The sequence below is a fragment of the Actinomyces sp. HMSC065F11 genome (assembly GCF_001813085.1).
Lineage (GTDB): Bacteria > Actinomycetota > Actinomycetes > Actinomycetales > Actinomycetaceae > Gleimia > Gleimia europaea.
Map to the genome: position 1 here is coordinate 179586 of NZ_KV811484.1, position 16717 is coordinate 196302.

Genomic DNA, 16717 nt, shown 5'->3' on the forward strand with positions numbered 1-16717 from the left:
GCGAAAGGGTACCCAGACGCTAGTTGTAGTACTTGTTTGCTTGTTCGTGCACCCTCGCGTTTGCCGCGAGCGCGTAGCGCTCTACCAGGTCACTAAAGTATGGCTCGGCGCGTTTGATCCAGTCCTCTAGCTTGTATGGTGTTTCTGATCCTCGTGGTTCATCCGGTTCTCTGACGCGTCCGCCGATGATGTCGAAGTACGACATGGTGAATGGCATGACGCCCACGCTCTCTGCTCGTTCTTCCATTTCGAGCCAGTGCAACACTGCATCTCTACACGGCCTTGCCTGTATGAAGTATCCGTAGCGTTTGTATTGGTCGATCATCACGTCCAGCACGGGCACCTCGAGCTCTGGCTTGCCACTAAACAGGCTTCCCGCTGAGTATGCGCGTAGCGCCGATAGCGTGTTGATAATGTAACCGGTGCGGTCAAACCCAGCCACTACCGGGTTAGAACCGTCTGACACGCGCTCCAAGTCCTCCCTAATCAAGCCGCACATTTTCGGGAATGTACGGTACGCGCGAGTCTTACCAACCCCGTCGTCTTCAAACATCGTTTGCTCTTTCCGCCCGTTTCCATAACGTCACTCGGCACTCGTATCTCTTAGCTACAAGCTAACCGACCATGGCTCAGCGCGTGGCGATAACCGGAAACTACCAGCCCAAAAACGGAACGATGACGGGACACATCAAAGCCCCAAAGCATAAAAAATGTCGGGACACCGTATGAACGATGTCCCGAAACATAACAATCGTGCCCGAGGGGGGAGTCGAACCCCCATGCCCGTAAGGGCACACGGACCTGAACCGTGCGCGTCTACCAATTCCGCCACCCGGGCTAAAGCTAGATCAGCATATAAAATCAAAACCTGTGAGGCAAATTCAGCCAACCTCGCGCAATCGCTATAATATGGCCAAAGTAGTAGCGTAGATTCCGAGCTTGTAGCAAAACCATGGAGCTACCTATTGGGGGTGGACAATGCGGTTTCTTGACCGATTCGAATCAGCAATCGAAAAAGGCGTGCAAGGTACCTTCTCCCGGATCTTCCGCTCTGAACTAAAGCCTGTAGACGTCAGCTCGGCGGTGCGCAGCGCCATGGACAACCACGTCCAGGAATATTCCCGGGATCGCGCTATCGCCCCGAACCAGTACACCGTCCGCGTCGCACCCTCCGACATGAAGCGACTCGAAGAGCTTGGCATTGACGTCCTCGCCACCGAAGTAGAAAACACTGCGCGCGAACACGCCGAAGAAAACAACTTCGCTCTCGTCGGCCCCATCGACGTGAATATTGAGGAAGGTCCTGAAGAGCTCACGGGTGAACTCGAAATCGAAGTTGGCACCAAACGCGGGGCGGTAGCCCCAGCCACCAGCCAAGTTGCCACCGAGTCCAACCCGATCATCGACGTAGAGGGTGAACGCTGGATCCTCACCGAGCCCGTCACCATCCTCGGCCGCGGAGCCGAAGCCGACATCACCATCTCAGACTCCGGAGTTTCTCGCCGCCACCTCGAACTACGCAAAACCCCGGACGGCGTGATTGCTTCCGACCTCGGTTCCACAAACGGCCTCTACGTCGAAGGACACAAGGTAGACGCCGCCACACTGGTGGACGGAAATCAGCTGGTGATTGGACGCACGCGCATCCTGTTTTGGACATCTGCCGCAAAGGAGCAATACACGTAGATGGCTTCTGACCTAGCATTCACGCTGCTCCGGCTCCTCTATCTCCTCCTACTTTGGGCGGTGGCGCTCGGAGCTGTCTCACTGCTACGCCAAGACATCTTCGGAACCGTGGTCACGCCGCGCGGCGCAGGCCGCAAAGAGGCTGACAAGCACCTCGCTGAATCCAAACGACGCCGCAAACGCGGTGCAGCCCCCGCAACGCCAACCAAACTCCTTATCACCGGAGGTCCCCTGGTTGGTACCACCATGAAGCTAGGTAATGCGGACATCACCATCGGCCGCTCGCCTGCCTCTACGCTCGTAATTGACGACGAATACGCGTCTTCGCGCCACGCCCGCCTGCACCTGGACGATGAAGGCTGGTGGGTTGAAGACCTCGGCTCCACAAACGGCACGTTCGTTGACGACGAGCGCATCGACCGGCCCCACCGCCTCACGTTTGGCGCTAACGTTCGCATTGGTAGAACCACATTTGAGCTGGTGAGCTAATGGCAGTTGACTTCCGCTTCGCCGCCAGGTCCGACGTGGGCCTTGTGCGTAAAAACAATCAGGATTCCGGCTATGCCGGGCCGCACCTGCTCCTGCTAGCCGACGGCATGGGCGGGCCCGCGGGCGGAGACATAGCATCATCCGTGGCCGTCGCCCACTTCGCCCCCCTCGATGCGGACGACCATCCGGCCGAACAAATGCTTCCCCTCCTCCGCGACGCCCTGAATGCCGCGCACGAGGAGCTGGTTGAACGCTCCAAGAACGACCCTAAACTGCAAGGCCTTGGCACCACGTGCATTGCCCTTATGAGATCAGGGTCAAAACTTGCGATGGTACACATCGGTGATTCGCGCGCATACGTTCTTCGCGGCGACAACCTCACGCAGGTCACCACCGACCACTCGTTTGTGCAGTACCTAATCCAAACCGGACAAATCACGCCAGAAGAGGCTGAAAACCACCCGCAGCGTTCGATCGTGCTACGCATTCTTGGAGACTCTGGCTCTGACGTTGTGCCCGACGAATCCGTACGCGAAGCCGTGGTGGGTGACCGGTGGTTGCTGTGCTCCGACGGGCTGTCCGGCGTAGTTTCCGCCGACACAATCATCGAAACGCTATCCACCATCGACGATCCTGGCGAATGTGCCGAGGAGCTAATCAACCTTGCCCTACGAGGGGGCGGGCCCGACAACATCACGTGCGTGATCGCAGACGTCGTTCCTGCCGGTTCCATCGACGCGCAAACCCCTCAGGTAGTGGGCGCCGCAGCGGTTGATCGCAACCTTCCTAGCCGCGGAGGCGGGGGCGCTGCCGCACGCGCCGCCAACCTTGCTCCGCGCGAAACCATCCTCGATGAGGAAGAACCCGAAGACTTGAAACCCAAATCCTGGGTTAAACCCTTCTTCGCCCTTATCGTTGCAACGCTGGTGATTCTGGGCGCTTGGGGCGGATACGTTTGGTCACAAACCCAGTATTACGCGCAATTGGTGGAAGACCAGGTTGTCATATTCCAAGGCATTCCGCAGGCGGTTGGCCCGTTCGAGTTGTCTCATCCAGTTGAACTAACCGAGCTCAAGGCTGCAGATCTCCTCCCCGTTGAACGCACGCGCCTACAAGAGCCTGTACGCAGATCCTCAATGGAGGAAATCAACCAGTATGTTGAGTCCTTGAAGCGCACAGCTGAGAGTAATAAGACAACTTCGACAACTGAGCAGAATGATAAAACAGGCGAAACTACGCCATCCGAATCTGGAACTAGCTCGCCAACAACGGCTGCCACTAAGGAGAGCTAATGGCAACCGTAACGATCTCCCCTCCAAGATCGCGGCCCATCCTAGAGCTGCTCCTGCTTGTCCTATCCACGGCCGCAGGCCTGGGAGGCTACGCCCTCACTTCCCTCAATCGAACCGATGAACTACCCGCCAACATCCTTTGGCACGTGGTAATCCTCGTCGTATTCTCAACCGTTGCATACCTTGGGGTGCGCAAACTCGCTCCACACGCCGACCCAGTGATCCTGCCCGTGGCTGTCGGACTGACCGGCATTGGCCTCGCCATGATTTACCGGCTCGACATGTCTTACAAGGCGCTAAACGAGAACCTCCCACCAGAATCGCAATACCCGATTGTCGGTATGAAACAGCTGATTTTCGTAGCCGTGGGGCTATTGGCCGGTGCAGTTGTACTCATCCTCGTACGCAACCATCGAAACCTGCGCCGCTACACCTACATCGCCATGTTCGTGTCCATCGTTCTACTCATCCTGCCCCTCATTCCCGGACTTGGACAAGAACATTTCGGTGCGCGCATCTGGATTTACCTCGGACCGTTCTCCGTCCAACCTGCCGAGTTCGTAAAAATCACCCTCGCCATCTTCTTCGCTGGATATCTCGTCACCAACCGCGACATGCTCACCGTTGGGGGTAAGAAGTTCCTCGGTATCCGCCTGCCTCGCGCACGCGACCTCGGCCCCATCCTGCTCACATGGCTGGTAGCAATCCTCGTGCTCGTCTTGCAGCGTGACCTCGGCACTTCGCTACTATTCTTCGGCCTGTTCATCGCCATGATCTACGTAGCCACCGCTCGCGTTTCCTGGCTAATCATCGGCGCGGCACTATTCGCACCAGCCGCCTACTTCGCAATCCAAGCCTTCCCCCACGTTGGGCGGCGCATCACTATCTGGCTACACGCGTACGACAACGACATTTACAACGCCATCGGCGGTTCTCACCAGGTAGTGCAAGGCCAGTTTGGCATGGCGTCAGGCGGATTGTTCGGCACCGGCTGGGGGCGCGGATACCCGCAACTAGTGCCCTTCGCGCAGTCTGACTTCATCCTGTCTTCCCTCGCAGAAGAACTTGGCCTCACCGGCCTGATGGCCATTTTGCTCTTGTACCTAATCCTGATCGAGCGCGGACTGCGCGCTGCAATCGGTGTGCGCGACGGATTTGGCAAACTACTTGCCACCGGTATCAGCTTCTCGCTCGGACTCCAACTATTCGTAGTACTCGGCGGCATCACCCGCCTGATTCCACTCACGGGCCTCACCGCGCCCTTCCTCGCGCAAGGTGGCTCGTCCATGGTTGCCTCGTGGATCTCCGTGGCCCTACTGCTACGCATATCCGACGCGTCGCGCCGCCCCCCAACCCCGGTTGCTATCCCCAATGATGTTGCGGAAGGCGCCAGATGAACGATCAAATCCGTAAGCTTTACATCATCCTGTTCGCCATGGTGTGTTCGCTGGCGCTAGCAGCCACCTACATTCAGTTCTACAAGGCGCCCGAACTTAACGCGGACGCGCGCAACTCGCGCACCATTTTGCATGCCGCGGAACGCGACCGAGGCCCCATCATCGTGAACGGCACTGCAATCGCCGAGTCAGTGAAAATCCCGGACTCCCACAGATACAACCGTAGCTACCCGGCTGGCGACCTCTACGGGCACCTCACCGGCTGGTTCTCCACAAACCTCGGGTCATCCAGCGGCCTCGAATCCGCCGCCGACGACATTCTTGAAGGCGACGCACCCTCCCTCTTCACCCAGCGACTCCAAAACCTGCTCACCGGCCAGGAGCGGCGTGGTGGCGGCGTCAACCTAACTATCGACGCCGCTCTCCAAGAAGCTGCTAAATCTGCCCTTGGAGGACGCGAAGGAGCCGTTGTTGCCATCGAGGCAAAGACCGGAGCAATCCGCGCCCTCTACTCCTCCCCATCCTACGATCCGAACAAACTAGCCGACCCAGACGGGGCGGCCGCATTGGACTACTACAAGCAGCTTGACGCAGACAGTGGAAAACCGCTCAAGAACCGCGCCATTGCAGGCGATCGCTACGCGCCCGGTTCAGTGTTCAAGCTTGTAACTGCTGCAGCAATGCTTGAATCCGGCCTGACTCCAGATTCGAAGGTGAGCGGCCCAGCCTCATATCGCCTACCCGGCACTGAAACCGACCTGCCTAACATTAGCGGCCTCGCGTGCGGTGACGGCAACCCGACCTTGACCGAGGCGTTTGCGCGCTCGTGCAACACGACTTTTGCCGAGGGCGGTGTAACAGTTGGCGCAGAAAAACTCCACCAGAAGGCCCTAGACTTCGGCTTCGAGCAGGATCTTTCCATCCCGCTACCAGTTACTCCCTCCGCATATCCCGAGGACTTAGACCAAGCCCAAACAGCCCTCGCCGCGATTGGGCAAAGCGACGTGCAAGTCACGCCTCTACAAATGGCTATGATCGCTGCAGCGGTGGCAAACAATGGCCAACTGATGAAGCCGTACCTTATCGATTCGGTAGTAAACGCCGATCTTGAGGTTCAAACCAACACTAAGCCAGAGCTCCTCGCCACCCCAATCACACCCGAAGTTGCCTCTCAACTGCGCACAATGATGGTTGCGGTAGTTGACACCCGGTACGGCTTGGGCGGGACCATGTATCTGCCCGGCCGCACCGTTGCTGCAAAAACCGGTACGGCCGAGGTAGCAGATCGCAACATCGCCTGGTCCGTAGCCTTTATAGCCAATGACAACCCCGTAGTTGTTGCCGTAGCCATCCAGGGCGATGACATCAACCCGTACGTGGGTGGCGGAACTGACGCCGGCCCAGTGGTCCGCCAACTCTTGGAAGTTGAGTCTGCCAATGAGTAACTACAGCGGAAAAGTACTGGGCGGGCGCTACAAGCTTGTCCGCCAGGTTGCTACGGGAGGCATGGGCGAAGTTTGGACCGCGCGAGATAAAGTCACTGGCCGACACATTGCCGTGAAGATCCTCAAACCAGAGCTCACCGGTCAGGCCACCTTCCTCCAGCGCCTACGCATGGAAGCAACCAACGCCATGCGCATCCAACACCCCAACATCGCTGCGGTCCTCGACCACGGTGAGGAGGATGGCACCGGATGGATTGTCATGGAGTACGTTGAGGGCCGTCCCTTCAACGAGTATCTGCGTGGCGGTAACCGCATCGCGCCAGACCAGCTACTACCCATCCTTATCCAAACCGCGTACGTACTTCAGTCAGCCAAGGACCGCGAAATCGTCCACCGTGACATTAAGCCTTCCAACATCCTCATCACGCCCGAGGGTTTGGTTAAGCTCACCGACTTTGGCATTTCCACAACACCTGGCCAAGCCACCATGACTGAGGCCGGCATGGTTATGGGAACCGCTCAGTACCTACCACCCGAACAGGCGATGGGAGATCCCGCAACCCACAGTGGCGACCTGTATGCGCTAGGCGTTATCGCCTACGAGGCACTTGCTGGAAAGCGTCCGTTTACCGGCAAAACTCAGGTGGACGTCGCGTTTGCCCACGTCAACGATGAAGTCCCGCCGCTACCCGACGATGTTCCCAAAGAGCTGGCGCGAATCGTCATGAAGCTACTGGAAAAGAAACCATCAGATCGGCCAAAAGATGGTGCTACCCTCGCGAAGCAGCTATCTAGCGCCGCTCTCTCCCTTGGGCTCCCCACCAATCCTCAACCGGTCTCGCTACCTGACGCGCCACCAGTTGCCCTCGAACGCAATCGCGCGGGCTTCACCACCTCGATCCCGAAGAAACAATCCACTAACGAGGCCGCAACCAAAAGACGCACTGACGTGGCCACTTCACGCAAAACCACTGCCACAAAGTTGCGATCTGACGCGCCCCCCGCATTCAAATCTGACCAACACAACCGAACCACAAAACCTGCAACTAAAAGCAACTTACCCACTCGGGCACAATACGCCCCTAAATCACGGCGACAACCGGCTAATAACAAGGCCTTTAGACACGCAGCGTCAAACGCTTACGCGGTGAAACTACAAGAGTTATTATTTGTCGCCATTGTCATTTTTATTGTCACACTGCTAGTCATGTTTGCTTTCAACAGCAACCCGAGCTCCACAAGCCCTACTGCGAGCCACGGACGATTTACGAGTATTCTGGCAGATAACACATCAACGGAGGTTCAAGTATGGCTGACAACCACACCCACCGCCTAGCCGGACGCTACGAAGTGCGGTCGATGATCGGCCGTGGAGGCATGGCGCAGGTACATCTTGGCTTCGATACGCGCCTTTCTCGGGTGGTCGCAATCAAGATGCTCCGCACTGACCTTGCGCGAGACTCTATTTTCCAAACCCGTTTCCGCCGCGAAGCGCAGGCTGCCGCGTCTTTGAACCATCCGAACATAGTTGCGGTTTACGACACTGGCGAAGAGGACGTGACAACACCCGACGGCTCAACCGTCTCCGTGCCCTACATCGTTATGGAATACGTAGAAGGGCACACGGTGCGCGACCTCCTGGCAGGAGGAGCTCCTGTTCCTATCGATGAGGCCGTAGAGATCATCTCTGGCGTGCTCTCCGCCCTCGAATATTCACATGTGCACGGTCTGGTTCACCGAGACATTAAACCGGGCAACATAATGCTAACGAACACCGGCAAGATCAAAGTCATGGACTTCGGTATCGCGCGTGCCCTCACGGACTCTCAAGCCACTATGACGCAGACGAATGCCGTGGTTGGAACTGCTCAGTACCTATCCCCGGAACAGGCGCACGGCGATCCGGTTGACGCCCGCTCTGACATTTACTCCACGGGTTGTGTCCTGTTCGAACTTCTCACGGGACAACCTCCGTTCAAGGGAGATTCTGCTGTCGCCGTGGCCTACCAGCACGTGTCAGAGATTCCGCCCAAACCTTCGTCCATCACCAGTGACGTGCCGGACTCAATTGACCGAGTTGTCCTCAAGGCTTTAGCGAAGAACCGTGACGACAGATACAGCTCTGCCGAAGAGATGCGTGCCGACCTCAATCGAGCTGCGCGCGGCGCTCTCGTAATGGCCCCCGAAACGGACTCATGGCAGGCGCCAGCAACGCAGGTTATGTCCCCAGCCACTATGACGATGCCTGCAGCAACCATGCCACCTCCTGCCCCCGCCTACGATACGCAAACCATGGCGCGCATTGACACCTTGGAGGAGGAACCCAAGAAGAAGCGCTGGCCAATCGCTTTACTTATCGTTGTTGCCCTTGCCATGATTGGCGGCTTGGTGTGGTGGTTTGCCACTAACTCCGCGGAGCCGGAAGTAGAACAAGTTCCGGTTCCAACCGTTGTTGGACAGACTCAAGAACAAGCAATCGCGACGCTAAAGGAAGCCGGATTAGAGTTTGCCATTGCAAGCACCGAAGCAAGTTCAGAAATTCCTGCAAACTCGGTCATTTCATCTAACCCGGAAGCAGGCACGATCGTAGATAAGGGCACAACCGTCAAGGTGGTCCTCTCTTCAGGTCCTGCAGACACAACGGTTCCTGACGTTAGCGGCCTAACCCAGCAACAAGCTCGAGATCAACTCAAGCAAAACGGATTACAGGTTTCTGACGTTGTCACCGTTGACGACCCATCGCAGGAGAAGGGACGGGTTATCAAGACCGATCCAGAGGCTGGAGCTAAAATCAGCGAAGGCGAGTCGGTGAAGCTATTCATCGCGTCTGGCAACGTTTCTGTACCAGCCGACCTGGTTGGGCGCCCCCGCGACGAGGTGCTCCAAGCACTGCAGGAGCTGGGCCTCAACACCAACGTGGAGACCGAGGAGAGCGCAGACCACGCGGAGGGCACCGTAATGAGCCTTTCCGCAACTGGAACGGTATCCAAGGACACGACGATTACCGTCACGGTTGCCAAGGCCCCCGCTCCCACACAGCCTCCCGCTCAGGAGCAGCCACAACCACCTGCGGAACAGCCCTCTGAAAATGGGGAATAAACCTTACGGATAGATGGGCGGCCCGTGAACTCATGTCACGGGCCGCCAATCTATTTGCTTATGTGAAACGATTACGTACTTGTTGTTGTCACATCCGGCACATCCACCGTATTGTCAACCACGTTAAACGTGTCTTGGACCCAGGGGAAGGCAAACTCAAGAAGTAGCCAGGCCACTAGAACAATCAGCAGGATCGACCAGACAACCTTTAACCACTTCGGGCCCGGCAGCAGGCGGAAGATAGCGGCATACATTATGCGCCCTCCTTCTCAGACTTCAGTTCGGGTGGCATGCCCTCATCGCGCTCATACCAGTGTTGGAACTCCAGGTGAACGATGTAGCGGTGACTGTTACCAAACTGGCCTCCAGTCTCAGTACTACACGTGGTCATCGTTAGCATTCGCTTGGTGGGAGTGGCGCCAATCGGCTGATCAGGAACCGGGTTGATAACCTCTGTCTGCTCCGGAAGCACGATCTCTTTTTGCACTACCTTGTATACCAAGAATGCGTTCGAGGTCTCCATAACCACCGGTGTGCCCTCTTCGAGCGTATCTACGTAACGGAAGTTGTTACCGTACGATCGTCTGTGAGCAGCGACCGCGAAGTTGCCAACCTCGCCCGGCCATTGCGTGAACTCATAGTGTCCGCCCAGCGCCTGATCCAGCAGGTACTGTGCCGTTCCGTGCACCACCGGAACTTTCATGTTGTCCCAAACGGGTATGTGCAAAATGCCCATGGTTTCGCCATAACCCACCGGGGTGAACTCAGGTGGAGCCTCCGTGTGAGCCGGAGGAACCTTATCGACAGAAACTCTTGGAAGTTTCGCTTCGAAGTCACTGATCGCCTGCTCCCGGTCTGCCTCGACCTCCCAGGAAGTCCAGTACAGCTGCCAGAAGATAAATAACCCAATCACAAGCGAAGCCGTGATCATGAGCTCGCCAAGAACACCAATGAACCTAATAAACAGGCTTGGTTTCTTGCGCGCCACTGCACGCCTGCTGGGGTAAGAGCTAGTTGTCATTGCTAGCCGTCACTTTCGCAAAGTTGAATACCGGCTGTTGATTTACGGCACTAATTTTGAGGTTTGATTCATCTCGAACACTGTAACCCAAGTTGAACCGAGCTACGTACTCACCCAGTATGGCGATCTGTGGATCCTGCGAGAGCGCGCGGCGCATTTTGGCGGAATCGCCAATCGCCCCAATCTCGTAGGGGGGCGAGTAGAGCTTACCGTCGATGTTGATTACATTGCCCACGCATGAAACTTTCGAATCGGCGCGCACAAACCGGCCCTGCACGCTGAGCGCCTCTGCACCGCCACTTAGCAGAGCATTAAAAACGGCCTCTATGTCCTGCTGGTGAATTACGAGGTCGTCCGCCACAACGCCCTCCGGTAATGGTTCCGGTATCGGAGCGTCATTTAACGTTACCGTGACGCCTGGCCCGGCTAACTCCACACGCGTACGTTCTGAAACGGGCAGTTGCGGCTGATCTGGAACAGCCGCGATCATCTGGTCAATCTGCTTATACATGTCCTCGTTGGCCGCCGATAGCTCTTTCACGGTAACTTCTTTGCGGGCCACCAGAGACAACAGATCTGAGTCGTACCTCGAGCCAGCGGAAGGACGCAACGTCATTGCACCAGCAAACAGCAAACCAGCTAAGAACAGCACGAATCCACGGCCAAAAAAGTGTTTCAGGCGCTCTGAAAAAGGAGTTTTGCGGCTATGGTTAGCTCCGCGACTGTGCGCGCCACGGTGAGCGCCGCGCATATCCGCGTTTTCCACTAGCCCTCCTCTTCGCGATGTCTGCTACTTTTGGTACGCTATTACAGGATTTTAATCATTTGCCCAATCCAATGTAACCAGTGTACGGGTAGGGCTCTGTCGGAAGGTATTAGGCGTGCCTGAATCAAGAAAACGCAAGAAGACGTCCAACTCGTCTCATACGGATGATTTGGAAATCAAGTCGTGGACTGACGGCATCCCACTCTCCCCGTCTTGGTGGGCTCCCACGTTCGTAACTTTGCTAATCATTGGCCTACTCTGGCTGGTCGTCATGTACATGACGGGGGCTCGCTTCCCAATTCCTGGCATTGGCAACTGGAATCTCGCAATCGGCCTTGGTTTCATGATGACCGGATTCCTCATGACACTGCGCTGGCGTTAAAGTTTCACGCAAAATGGTGGGCGTAATGCCCACCATTTTTGTGTTTCTAGGCCGCTTCTAGCATGCCTGTCACCGATGTAAAGCTGTAGCTACCAAGGGGTTTGAAATTTGAAGGGAGGCCGAGGCCCGCGGCCTCAACCTCCCTTGTAGAAGAAGCTAAGTTTGGCTTACTCTTCGGTTTCCTCAGCAGATTCTGCCGGGGTTTCCACGATGTCAACATCGGTGTCGAGGTCCGCCCAGTACTCTTCTGCCCAAGGATCCTCAATCGGCTGGGAACGACGCCAAAGTAGGTAACCAACGCCCGCTGCCGCGGTGCCGAGCAGTACCCACCCGAACGTCTTAGCTACCGTACCGGCAACAGACTTCTTCGGCTTTGTGAGCTCCTTGCGGCTGGCCTCACCCGCGCGCTGTACGCGCTCGGCAATAGTACCGTCCTTCTTTGCTGCCGCGGACGCTGCACGAGCAGCCTTCTCGCCGCGCTTGGCGTAATCACTGGCTACAGCCTGAGCATCATCCAAGTAGGGACGGACGCGATCCGCGGCTTCCTCTAGCACCGGGGCGGTTGCCTTAACCGTCTCATCCCACAGGTACTGAGCGCGAGGAGCAACCCATTCTGCGCCCTCTTGCGCCAGGTTCTGCGCCTTCGTTACAAACTCTTCGCCATGACGCATCGCGGCCTCAGCTGCGGCATCGGCCTCACGATGGAGCTTCTTAGTATCTAGCTTGCCCATCATTTCCTCCGTTACGTTGAGAATCAGCTTCGCGTTAGCGAAACACTATCCCTTCCATTTTGCACTGAAACCGCGCGCATTGCAGGATGAACCGGCCGCTAATCTTGGGCGATCAATAAAGACATATCCAAACAAATCTGCGACAATTGCAGTATGAAAGCAACAATTCACACAAATATGGGCGATATCGCCATCGAACTTTTCCCCAACCACGCACCGATTACGGTGAAGAACTTTGCCGAACTTGCGCAAGGTAAGCGGGAGTGGACGCACCCGGCAACGAGTGAAAAGACCAACGCACCGCTTTACGACGGCGTTGTTTTCCACCGCGTTATTCCCGGATTCATGATCCAGGGCGGCGACCCTCTTGGCATTGGCGTTGGTGGCCCCGGTTACAACTTTGACGACGAAATCCATCCGGAGCTGAACTTTAACGAACCGTACGTACTCGCAATGGCTAATGCAGGCAAGCGTATGGGTCGCGGCACCAACGGCTCGCAGTTCTTCATCACCGTTGCTCCAACCACCTGGCTGCAGGGTAACCACACAATCTTCGGCAAGGTTATTGACGACGAGTCTAAGGCGGTTGTAGACGCGATTGCCGCAGTCCCAACGGGTATGAATGACAGGCCGGTTGAGGACGTTGTAGTCGAAACGATTGACATCGAAGAGTGAGCGACCAGCCACGCTACGGCGAACGCAGGTCACAGCCCGCTGTGGCCTGCCCTCGTCACCCTAACCTCCCCGCCATTTCCACATGTAAACGGTGCGGAAGAGGTACCTGCTCGGACTGCACTATCCACACTGAGGTAGGTTCAATCTGCCCCGAGTGTGCGAACAGCACTACTCGTGCCCGCATGCGCCGGCCGGCATATCGCTTGCAGGGTAAGAGCATCACCACTTGGATTCTTGGCATAACCATCGCGGTTTCGCTTCTTGCTACGGTTTACAAGCCGCTCCAGGTTTGGTTAATGTATGTGCCCGCCTGGTCAATGCACGAACCGTGGCGCCTACTCACGGTTGCCCTCGTGCACGGCGGACTGTTGCACTTAGGGCTGAACATGCTGACGCTCTACATCGTTGGTAACCCCGTGGAACAGGTCCTTGGGGCCGGGCGCTACCTGGTTCTGTACGCGGCTTCTGCAATGGGCGGATCACTGTTCGTGCTGGCGTGGGGGTTTGTTGATCCCACTTCTCTAATGGGAGCGACAGTGGGCGCATCGGGCGCATTGTTTGGTTTGTTTGCAGCTATTTTCGTGCTCCAAAAGGCCTCTGGCTCAGACACAACGTCGATTGTGGTTTTGCTAGCCGTGAACCTTGTTTACGGCTTCGTTGTGTCTGGAGTTTCGTGGCAAGGACATCTAGGTGGTTTGATCACGGGCGCGCTTGTTGCATGGATTTTGGTGCGCCTGGCAAGACCGAGGCCTGGAAAGACTGAAAAGAGCCAAACCACCGCCACGGTGTTGGCATCTGTTGGGATTTTTGTAGCGCTGTTAGCCCTGAACTACGGGATCTACTGGGGGCTTGCTCAGTTCTACAGCTGAGTTATACACAGATTTCCACAACTGTTTCGAACCCGACCTGCTGGTTTTCCACAGGTCGGGTTCTATTACTGTTTGAGTACTTTAAACTACCTGAGATTCCAAGGAACAACATTGTAGAAACTACATATGTGTAAGTTTCCCCAGGTGTGGATATACCTGTGCATAAGTGGTGTTTGTTAGAGAATCTAAACGAATATGCTGCATAGCGCCGCAATGTTTCCCAAATCGCGCCCCACAATCGGCTCCGGTTTTAGACAACCGTGCGGACAACCTCGGGCATTAAAAAACCCGGCCTATTCGGCCGGGTGGTTGTGGAGCTAAGGGGACTCGAACCCCTAACCCCCTGCTTGCAAAGCAGGTGCGCTACCAATTGCGCCATAGCCCCTATTGGGAATCTGTTAGTCCATCGCGTTAGATGGTTCAGCCTGGATAGCCTGCCACAGATTCTTATCGTCTGAAAGATCGCGGGTGATCTGGTAAGTCACAAGACCTACTGTACCAACGATCCCACCAATAACTAGATTTCGTAGTCCTTCGCGAATCATACGAGCCTCCGTTACTGTGCTTCAAACGCCTGTGGGCCTAGCTGGACTCGAACCAGCGACCTCTTCCTTATCAGGGAAGCGCTCTAACCGACTGAGCTATAGGCCCTTGCGCTCTCGCACCAAATAAGATTACCCAACGCAGTTGGACAATTCCAAACTGCCATCAGTGACAATCCTTACATTAGAAGGATTTAGAATGACCAGCACTTTCGTTTCGCAGGTTGGTTATTCGTCCATGAGGGTGACTCGCACGCCGCCCACAAGTGCAGCGACGAGATTATAAATGAGCGCACCCAGCGTGGATAGCGCCGTGAGAATCACGATGTTTACCACACCCACAAGAGTTGCCATGGACATCACCTGCGGCAGGCGAGCGTAGTCAAGCAGCTTGACGAACGATTCGGCACCAATACTGACCAGGAAATGTTCGATGTCGGCAAATACGTGCATGCCGTCGAGCATCAGCCAGATCACGAAAGACGCAATAACCGTTGCGATTGCAAATGCCACAGAAAGCATGAAGCTGACCTTCATGACGGTCCATGGATCAACTCGGGCAACTGCCAGCATTACCTGATGCGGGGTGTCCTGCTCCCAACCTTGCTGAACGTCAGATCGCGAGGTGTCGCTCATTCGTCACCTTCCTCATTTCGCGCCGCGGAATCGGGTTCGACTCCTTCGGCAACCTCAGTTGCATTTTGCGCTTCCGTGGTTGCTGTGGCCTCATCACCTGAGTCTACTGCCTCGGAATCGTCATCCAACTGTGATTCCAAGTTTTTAGTGATTGCGATAATACGGTCATCCTTCGAGGGGCGCGCGAAGGTCACGCCCTGTGTGTTACGACCGGTGCGCGGAACTTCGCTTACCGCGCTCCGCACGATGTTGCCGCTCTCCATGATGACAAGCACTTCATCCTCTTCGGTGACTTCAAGGCCAGCTACGAGGTCGCCGCGCTCATCCACGAGGTTCGCTACCTTGACGCCAAGGCCGCCGCGGCCACGCGTTGGGTAAGTGTCGATAGCGGACCGCTTGGCGAATCCGCCCTCTGTGATGACAAGGAGGTCACGCCCCTCATGTACAACGTCGAGGGAAAGCAAGTAGTCCCCGTCGCGGAACTTCATGCCGCGCACACCTGACGTTGCACGGCCCATCGGACGCACAGATTCGTCACTAGCTTCGAAACGCAAAGCCTGCCCCATCTTGGAAATGAGAATGAGGTGCTGGTCAGCATTCACAAGCTTTGCCGATACCACCGCGTCTGGCTCTCCATTGACGTCCCGAAGGTTGATCGCAATCAGGCCACCGCTTCGCGGCGAGTTGTAATCCTGAAGGGCGGTCTTCTTGACCAAGCCCGACTTGGTTGCAAGAACCAGGTAATCGGCTTGATCGTAGTCCTTGATAGCGAGGACGTCGCTGATCTCCTCATCCGGTTGGAATGCCAGGAGGTTCGCAACGTGCTGTCCGCGCGAATCGCGGCCACCCTCAGGTATCTCGTACGCCTTGACGCGGTAAACGCGGCCAAGATTTGTGAAGAACAGCAGCCAGTGGTGGGTCGTAGTGACGAAGAAGTGCTGCACAACGTCATCTTGACGTAGCTTCGCGCCCCGAATTCCCTTACCGCCACGGTGTTGACTCTTGTAGGAATCCACGCGGGTGCGCTTTGTGAAACCGTCACGGGTGATTGTGACAACCACGTCTTCCTCAGGGATGAGGTCTTCCGTGGACATTTCGCCCGAGAACGGAACGATACGCGTGCGCCTATCATCACCGTACTTCTCGACGATTTCCGCAAGCTCCTCTGAAACGATCTGCCGCTGACGCTCCGGCTTTACAAGAACGTCTTCAAGATCCGCTACGCGAGCAGAAAGCTCTGCGTGCTCATCCATAATCTTCTGGCGCTCGAGTGCGGCTAGGCGCCGAAGCTGCATAGCGAGAATTGCGTCTGCTTGGATCTCGTCGATCTCGAGGAATTCCATAAGGCCTGTACGCGCATCGTTCACGGTTGGTGAGCGCCGGATCAATGCGATCACTTCGTCAAGTGCGTCAAGTGCCTTAAGGTAGCCGTTCAATATATGTAGGCGTTCGCGTGCTTTCTCTAGGCGGAACTTGGTGCGCCGCACAATAACGTCAATCTGGTGCTTGGTCCAGTAGTAGATGAAGCCGTCAATGGAAAGCGTACGGGGAACACCGTCGACGAGGGCAAGCATGTTCGCAGGGAACGAATCTTGCAACTGCGTACGCTTGTAAAGGTTGTTCAACACAACCTTGGCAACCGCGTCACGCTTCAGAACAAGCACAAGACGCATACCGGATCGACCCG

At 56.3% G+C, this 16717-nt stretch carries 18 protein-coding genes and 3 tRNA genes; 10 read left to right on the plus strand and 11 right to left on the minus strand.

Features of this window, described 5'->3' with window-relative positions:
• Positions 1-19 precede the first annotated feature (19 nt).
• A complete protein-coding gene (locus tag HMPREF2891_RS08135) occupies positions 20-553 on the minus strand; it encodes a hypothetical protein (protein ID WP_070664926.1) in 534 nt (177 codons plus the stop codon).
• Positions 554-754: 201 nt separating this feature from the next.
• Positions 755-838 (minus strand) — tRNA-Leu (locus tag HMPREF2891_RS08140).
• 140 nt (positions 839-978) lie between these two features.
• On the opposite strand from HMPREF2891_RS08140, the gene HMPREF2891_RS08145 reads away from it, so the two are divergent.
• From HMPREF2891_RS08145 to pknB, 7 genes are read left to right on the plus strand one after another with little or no spacing between them, the layout of a single operon-like run.
• A complete protein-coding gene (locus HMPREF2891_RS08145; RefSeq protein WP_070618966.1) occupies positions 979-1686 on the plus strand; it encodes an FhaA domain-containing protein in 708 nt (235 codons plus the stop codon).
• On the plus strand, positions 1687-2175 hold the full coding sequence (locus HMPREF2891_RS08150) for an FHA domain-containing protein FhaB/FipA (RefSeq protein WP_034508431.1): 489 nt from the start codon (positions 1687-1689) through the stop codon (positions 2173-2175).
• A complete protein-coding gene (locus tag HMPREF2891_RS08155) occupies positions 2175-3467 on the plus strand; it encodes a PP2C family protein-serine/threonine phosphatase (RefSeq protein ID WP_070664928.1) in 1293 nt (430 codons plus the stop codon). The genes HMPREF2891_RS08150 and HMPREF2891_RS08155 overlap by 1 nt, the downstream gene beginning before the upstream one ends.
• Positions 3467-4864, plus strand: coding sequence for an FtsW/RodA/SpoVE family cell cycle protein (locus HMPREF2891_RS08160; protein ID WP_070664930.1), 1398 nt, complete (start codon positions 3467-3469; stop codon positions 4862-4864). Before HMPREF2891_RS08155 ends, HMPREF2891_RS08160 begins: the two co-directional genes overlap by 1 nt.
• The gene (locus tag HMPREF2891_RS08165; protein ID WP_070664932.1) at positions 4861-6309 is read left to right on the plus strand and encodes a peptidoglycan D,D-transpeptidase FtsI family protein; all 1449 of its coding nucleotides are present in this window, start codon (positions 4861-4863) and stop codon (positions 6307-6309) included. The genes HMPREF2891_RS08160 and HMPREF2891_RS08165 overlap by 4 nt, the downstream gene beginning before the upstream one ends.
• Positions 6302-7645 (plus strand): serine/threonine-protein kinase, encoded by a 1344-nt coding sequence (locus HMPREF2891_RS09445; RefSeq protein ID WP_083311344.1) that lies wholly within the window; start codon positions 6302-6304, stop codon positions 7643-7645. Before HMPREF2891_RS08165 ends, HMPREF2891_RS09445 begins: the two co-directional genes overlap by 8 nt.
• The gene (gene pknB / locus HMPREF2891_RS08175; RefSeq protein ID WP_070664935.1) at positions 7618-9408 is read left to right on the plus strand and encodes a Stk1 family PASTA domain-containing Ser/Thr kinase; all 1791 of its coding nucleotides are present in this window, start codon (positions 7618-7620) and stop codon (positions 9406-9408) included. Before HMPREF2891_RS09445 ends, pknB begins: the two co-directional genes overlap by 28 nt.
• 71 nt (positions 9409-9479) lie before the next feature.
• Here pknB and HMPREF2891_RS08180 read toward each other — a convergent pair whose 3' ends face one another.
• From HMPREF2891_RS08180 to HMPREF2891_RS08190, 3 genes are read right to left on the minus strand one after another with little or no spacing between them, the layout of a single operon-like run.
• The gene (locus tag HMPREF2891_RS08180; protein ID WP_070618942.1) at positions 9480-9662 is read right to left on the minus strand and encodes a hypothetical protein; all 183 of its coding nucleotides are present in this window, start codon (positions 9660-9662) and stop codon (positions 9480-9482) included.
• Complete coding sequence (locus HMPREF2891_RS08185) at positions 9662-10429, minus strand: class E sortase (protein ID WP_070664937.1); 768 nt, start codon at positions 10427-10429, stop codon at positions 9662-9664. The genes HMPREF2891_RS08180 and HMPREF2891_RS08185 overlap by 1 nt, the downstream gene beginning before the upstream one ends.
• Entirely contained in the window at positions 10419-11195 is a 777-nt protein-coding gene (locus HMPREF2891_RS08190) for a DUF881 domain-containing protein (RefSeq protein ID WP_070664939.1), read from the minus strand. Before HMPREF2891_RS08190 ends, HMPREF2891_RS08185 begins: the two co-directional genes overlap by 11 nt.
• Positions 11196-11310: 115 nt before the next feature.
• Between HMPREF2891_RS08190 and HMPREF2891_RS08195 the strand changes: the two genes are divergently transcribed.
• On the plus strand, positions 11311-11577 hold the full coding sequence (locus HMPREF2891_RS08195) for a cell division protein CrgA (RefSeq protein WP_070618932.1): 267 nt from the start codon (positions 11311-11313) through the stop codon (positions 11575-11577).
• Between the two features lie 167 nt (positions 11578-11744).
• Here HMPREF2891_RS08195 and HMPREF2891_RS08200 read toward each other — a convergent pair whose 3' ends face one another.
• A complete protein-coding gene (locus tag HMPREF2891_RS08200) occupies positions 11745-12308 on the minus strand; it encodes a hypothetical protein (RefSeq protein WP_083311317.1) in 564 nt (187 codons plus the stop codon).
• A 153-nt stretch (positions 12309-12461) separates the two neighbouring features.
• On the opposite strand from HMPREF2891_RS08200, the gene HMPREF2891_RS08205 reads away from it, so the two are divergent.
• Positions 12462-12983, plus strand: a complete 522-nt coding sequence (locus HMPREF2891_RS08205; protein ID WP_070664943.1) for a peptidylprolyl isomerase — start codon at positions 12462-12464, stop codon at positions 12981-12983.
• 182 nt (positions 12984-13165) lie between these two features.
• Positions 13166-13852, plus strand: coding sequence for a rhomboid family intramembrane serine protease (locus tag HMPREF2891_RS08210; protein WP_261666643.1), 687 nt, complete (start codon positions 13166-13168; stop codon positions 13850-13852).
• A 312-nt stretch (positions 13853-14164) separates the two neighbouring features.
• On the opposite strand, the gene HMPREF2891_RS08215 is transcribed toward HMPREF2891_RS08210, so the two are convergent.
• The 5 genes from HMPREF2891_RS08215 to HMPREF2891_RS08230 all read right to left on the minus strand — a co-directional run.
• Positions 14165-14237: transfer RNA gene (locus tag HMPREF2891_RS08215), tRNA-Ala, on the minus strand.
• 13 nt (positions 14238-14250) lie between these two features.
• Positions 14251-14397, minus strand: coding sequence for a hypothetical protein (locus HMPREF2891_RS09710; RefSeq protein WP_186822321.1), 147 nt, complete (start codon positions 14395-14397; stop codon positions 14251-14253).
• Between the two features lie 32 nt (positions 14398-14429).
• A tRNA-Ile gene (locus HMPREF2891_RS08220) sits at positions 14430-14503 on the minus strand.
• Positions 14504-14622: 119 nt separating this feature from the next.
• On the minus strand, positions 14623-15030 hold the full coding sequence (locus tag HMPREF2891_RS08225) for a DUF3566 domain-containing protein (protein ID WP_070618905.1): 408 nt from the start codon (positions 15028-15030) through the stop codon (positions 14623-14625).
• Positions 15027-16717: DNA gyrase C-terminal beta-propeller domain-containing protein (locus tag HMPREF2891_RS08230; protein ID WP_315940660.1), on the minus strand; the 1691-nt coding region annotated here is incomplete at its 5' end. The genes HMPREF2891_RS08225 and HMPREF2891_RS08230, both read right to left, overlap by 4 nt.

Excerpts from the sequence above, each read along its gene's own strand:
- HMPREF2891_RS08135 (WP_070664926.1), bottom strand. The coding sequence starts at position 553 with ATGTTTGAAGACGACGGGGTTGGTAAGACTCGCGCGTACCGTACATTC.
- HMPREF2891_RS08145 (WP_070618966.1), top strand. The coding sequence starts at position 979 with ATGCGGTTTCTTGACCGATTCGAATCAGCAATCGAAAAAGGCGTGCAA.
- HMPREF2891_RS08150 (WP_034508431.1), top strand. The coding sequence starts at position 1,687 with ATGGCTTCTGACCTAGCATTCACGCTGCTCCGGCTCCTCTATCTCCTC.
- HMPREF2891_RS08155 (WP_070664928.1), top strand. The coding sequence starts at position 2,175 with ATGGCAGTTGACTTCCGCTTCGCCGCCAGGTCCGACGTGGGCCTTGTG.
- HMPREF2891_RS08160 (WP_070664930.1), top strand. The coding sequence starts at position 3,467 with ATGGCAACCGTAACGATCTCCCCTCCAAGATCGCGGCCCATCCTAGAG.
- HMPREF2891_RS08165 (WP_070664932.1), top strand. The coding sequence starts at position 4,861 with ATGAACGATCAAATCCGTAAGCTTTACATCATCCTGTTCGCCATGGTG.
- HMPREF2891_RS09445 (WP_083311344.1), top strand. The coding sequence starts at position 6,302 with ATGAGTAACTACAGCGGAAAAGTACTGGGCGGGCGCTACAAGCTTGTC.
- pknB (WP_070664935.1), top strand. The coding sequence starts at position 7,618 with ATGGCTGACAACCACACCCACCGCCTAGCCGGACGCTACGAAGTGCGG.
- HMPREF2891_RS08180 (WP_070618942.1), bottom strand. The coding sequence starts at position 9,662 with ATGTATGCCGCTATCTTCCGCCTGCTGCCGGGCCCGAAGTGGTTAAAG.
- HMPREF2891_RS08185 (WP_070664937.1), bottom strand. The coding sequence starts at position 10,429 with ATGACAACTAGCTCTTACCCCAGCAGGCGTGCAGTGGCGCGCAAGAAA.
- HMPREF2891_RS08200 (WP_083311317.1), bottom strand. The coding sequence starts at position 12,308 with ATGGGCAAGCTAGATACTAAGAAGCTCCATCGTGAGGCCGATGCCGCA.
- HMPREF2891_RS08205 (WP_070664943.1), top strand. The coding sequence starts at position 12,462 with ATGAAAGCAACAATTCACACAAATATGGGCGATATCGCCATCGAACTT.
- HMPREF2891_RS08210 (WP_261666643.1), top strand. The coding sequence starts at position 13,166 with ATGCGCCGGCCGGCATATCGCTTGCAGGGTAAGAGCATCACCACTTGG.
- HMPREF2891_RS09710 (WP_186822321.1), bottom strand. The coding sequence starts at position 14,397 with ATGATTCGCGAAGGACTACGAAATCTAGTTATTGGTGGGATCGTTGGT.
- HMPREF2891_RS08225 (WP_070618905.1), bottom strand. The coding sequence starts at position 15,030 with ATGAGCGACACCTCGCGATCTGACGTTCAGCAAGGTTGGGAGCAGGAC.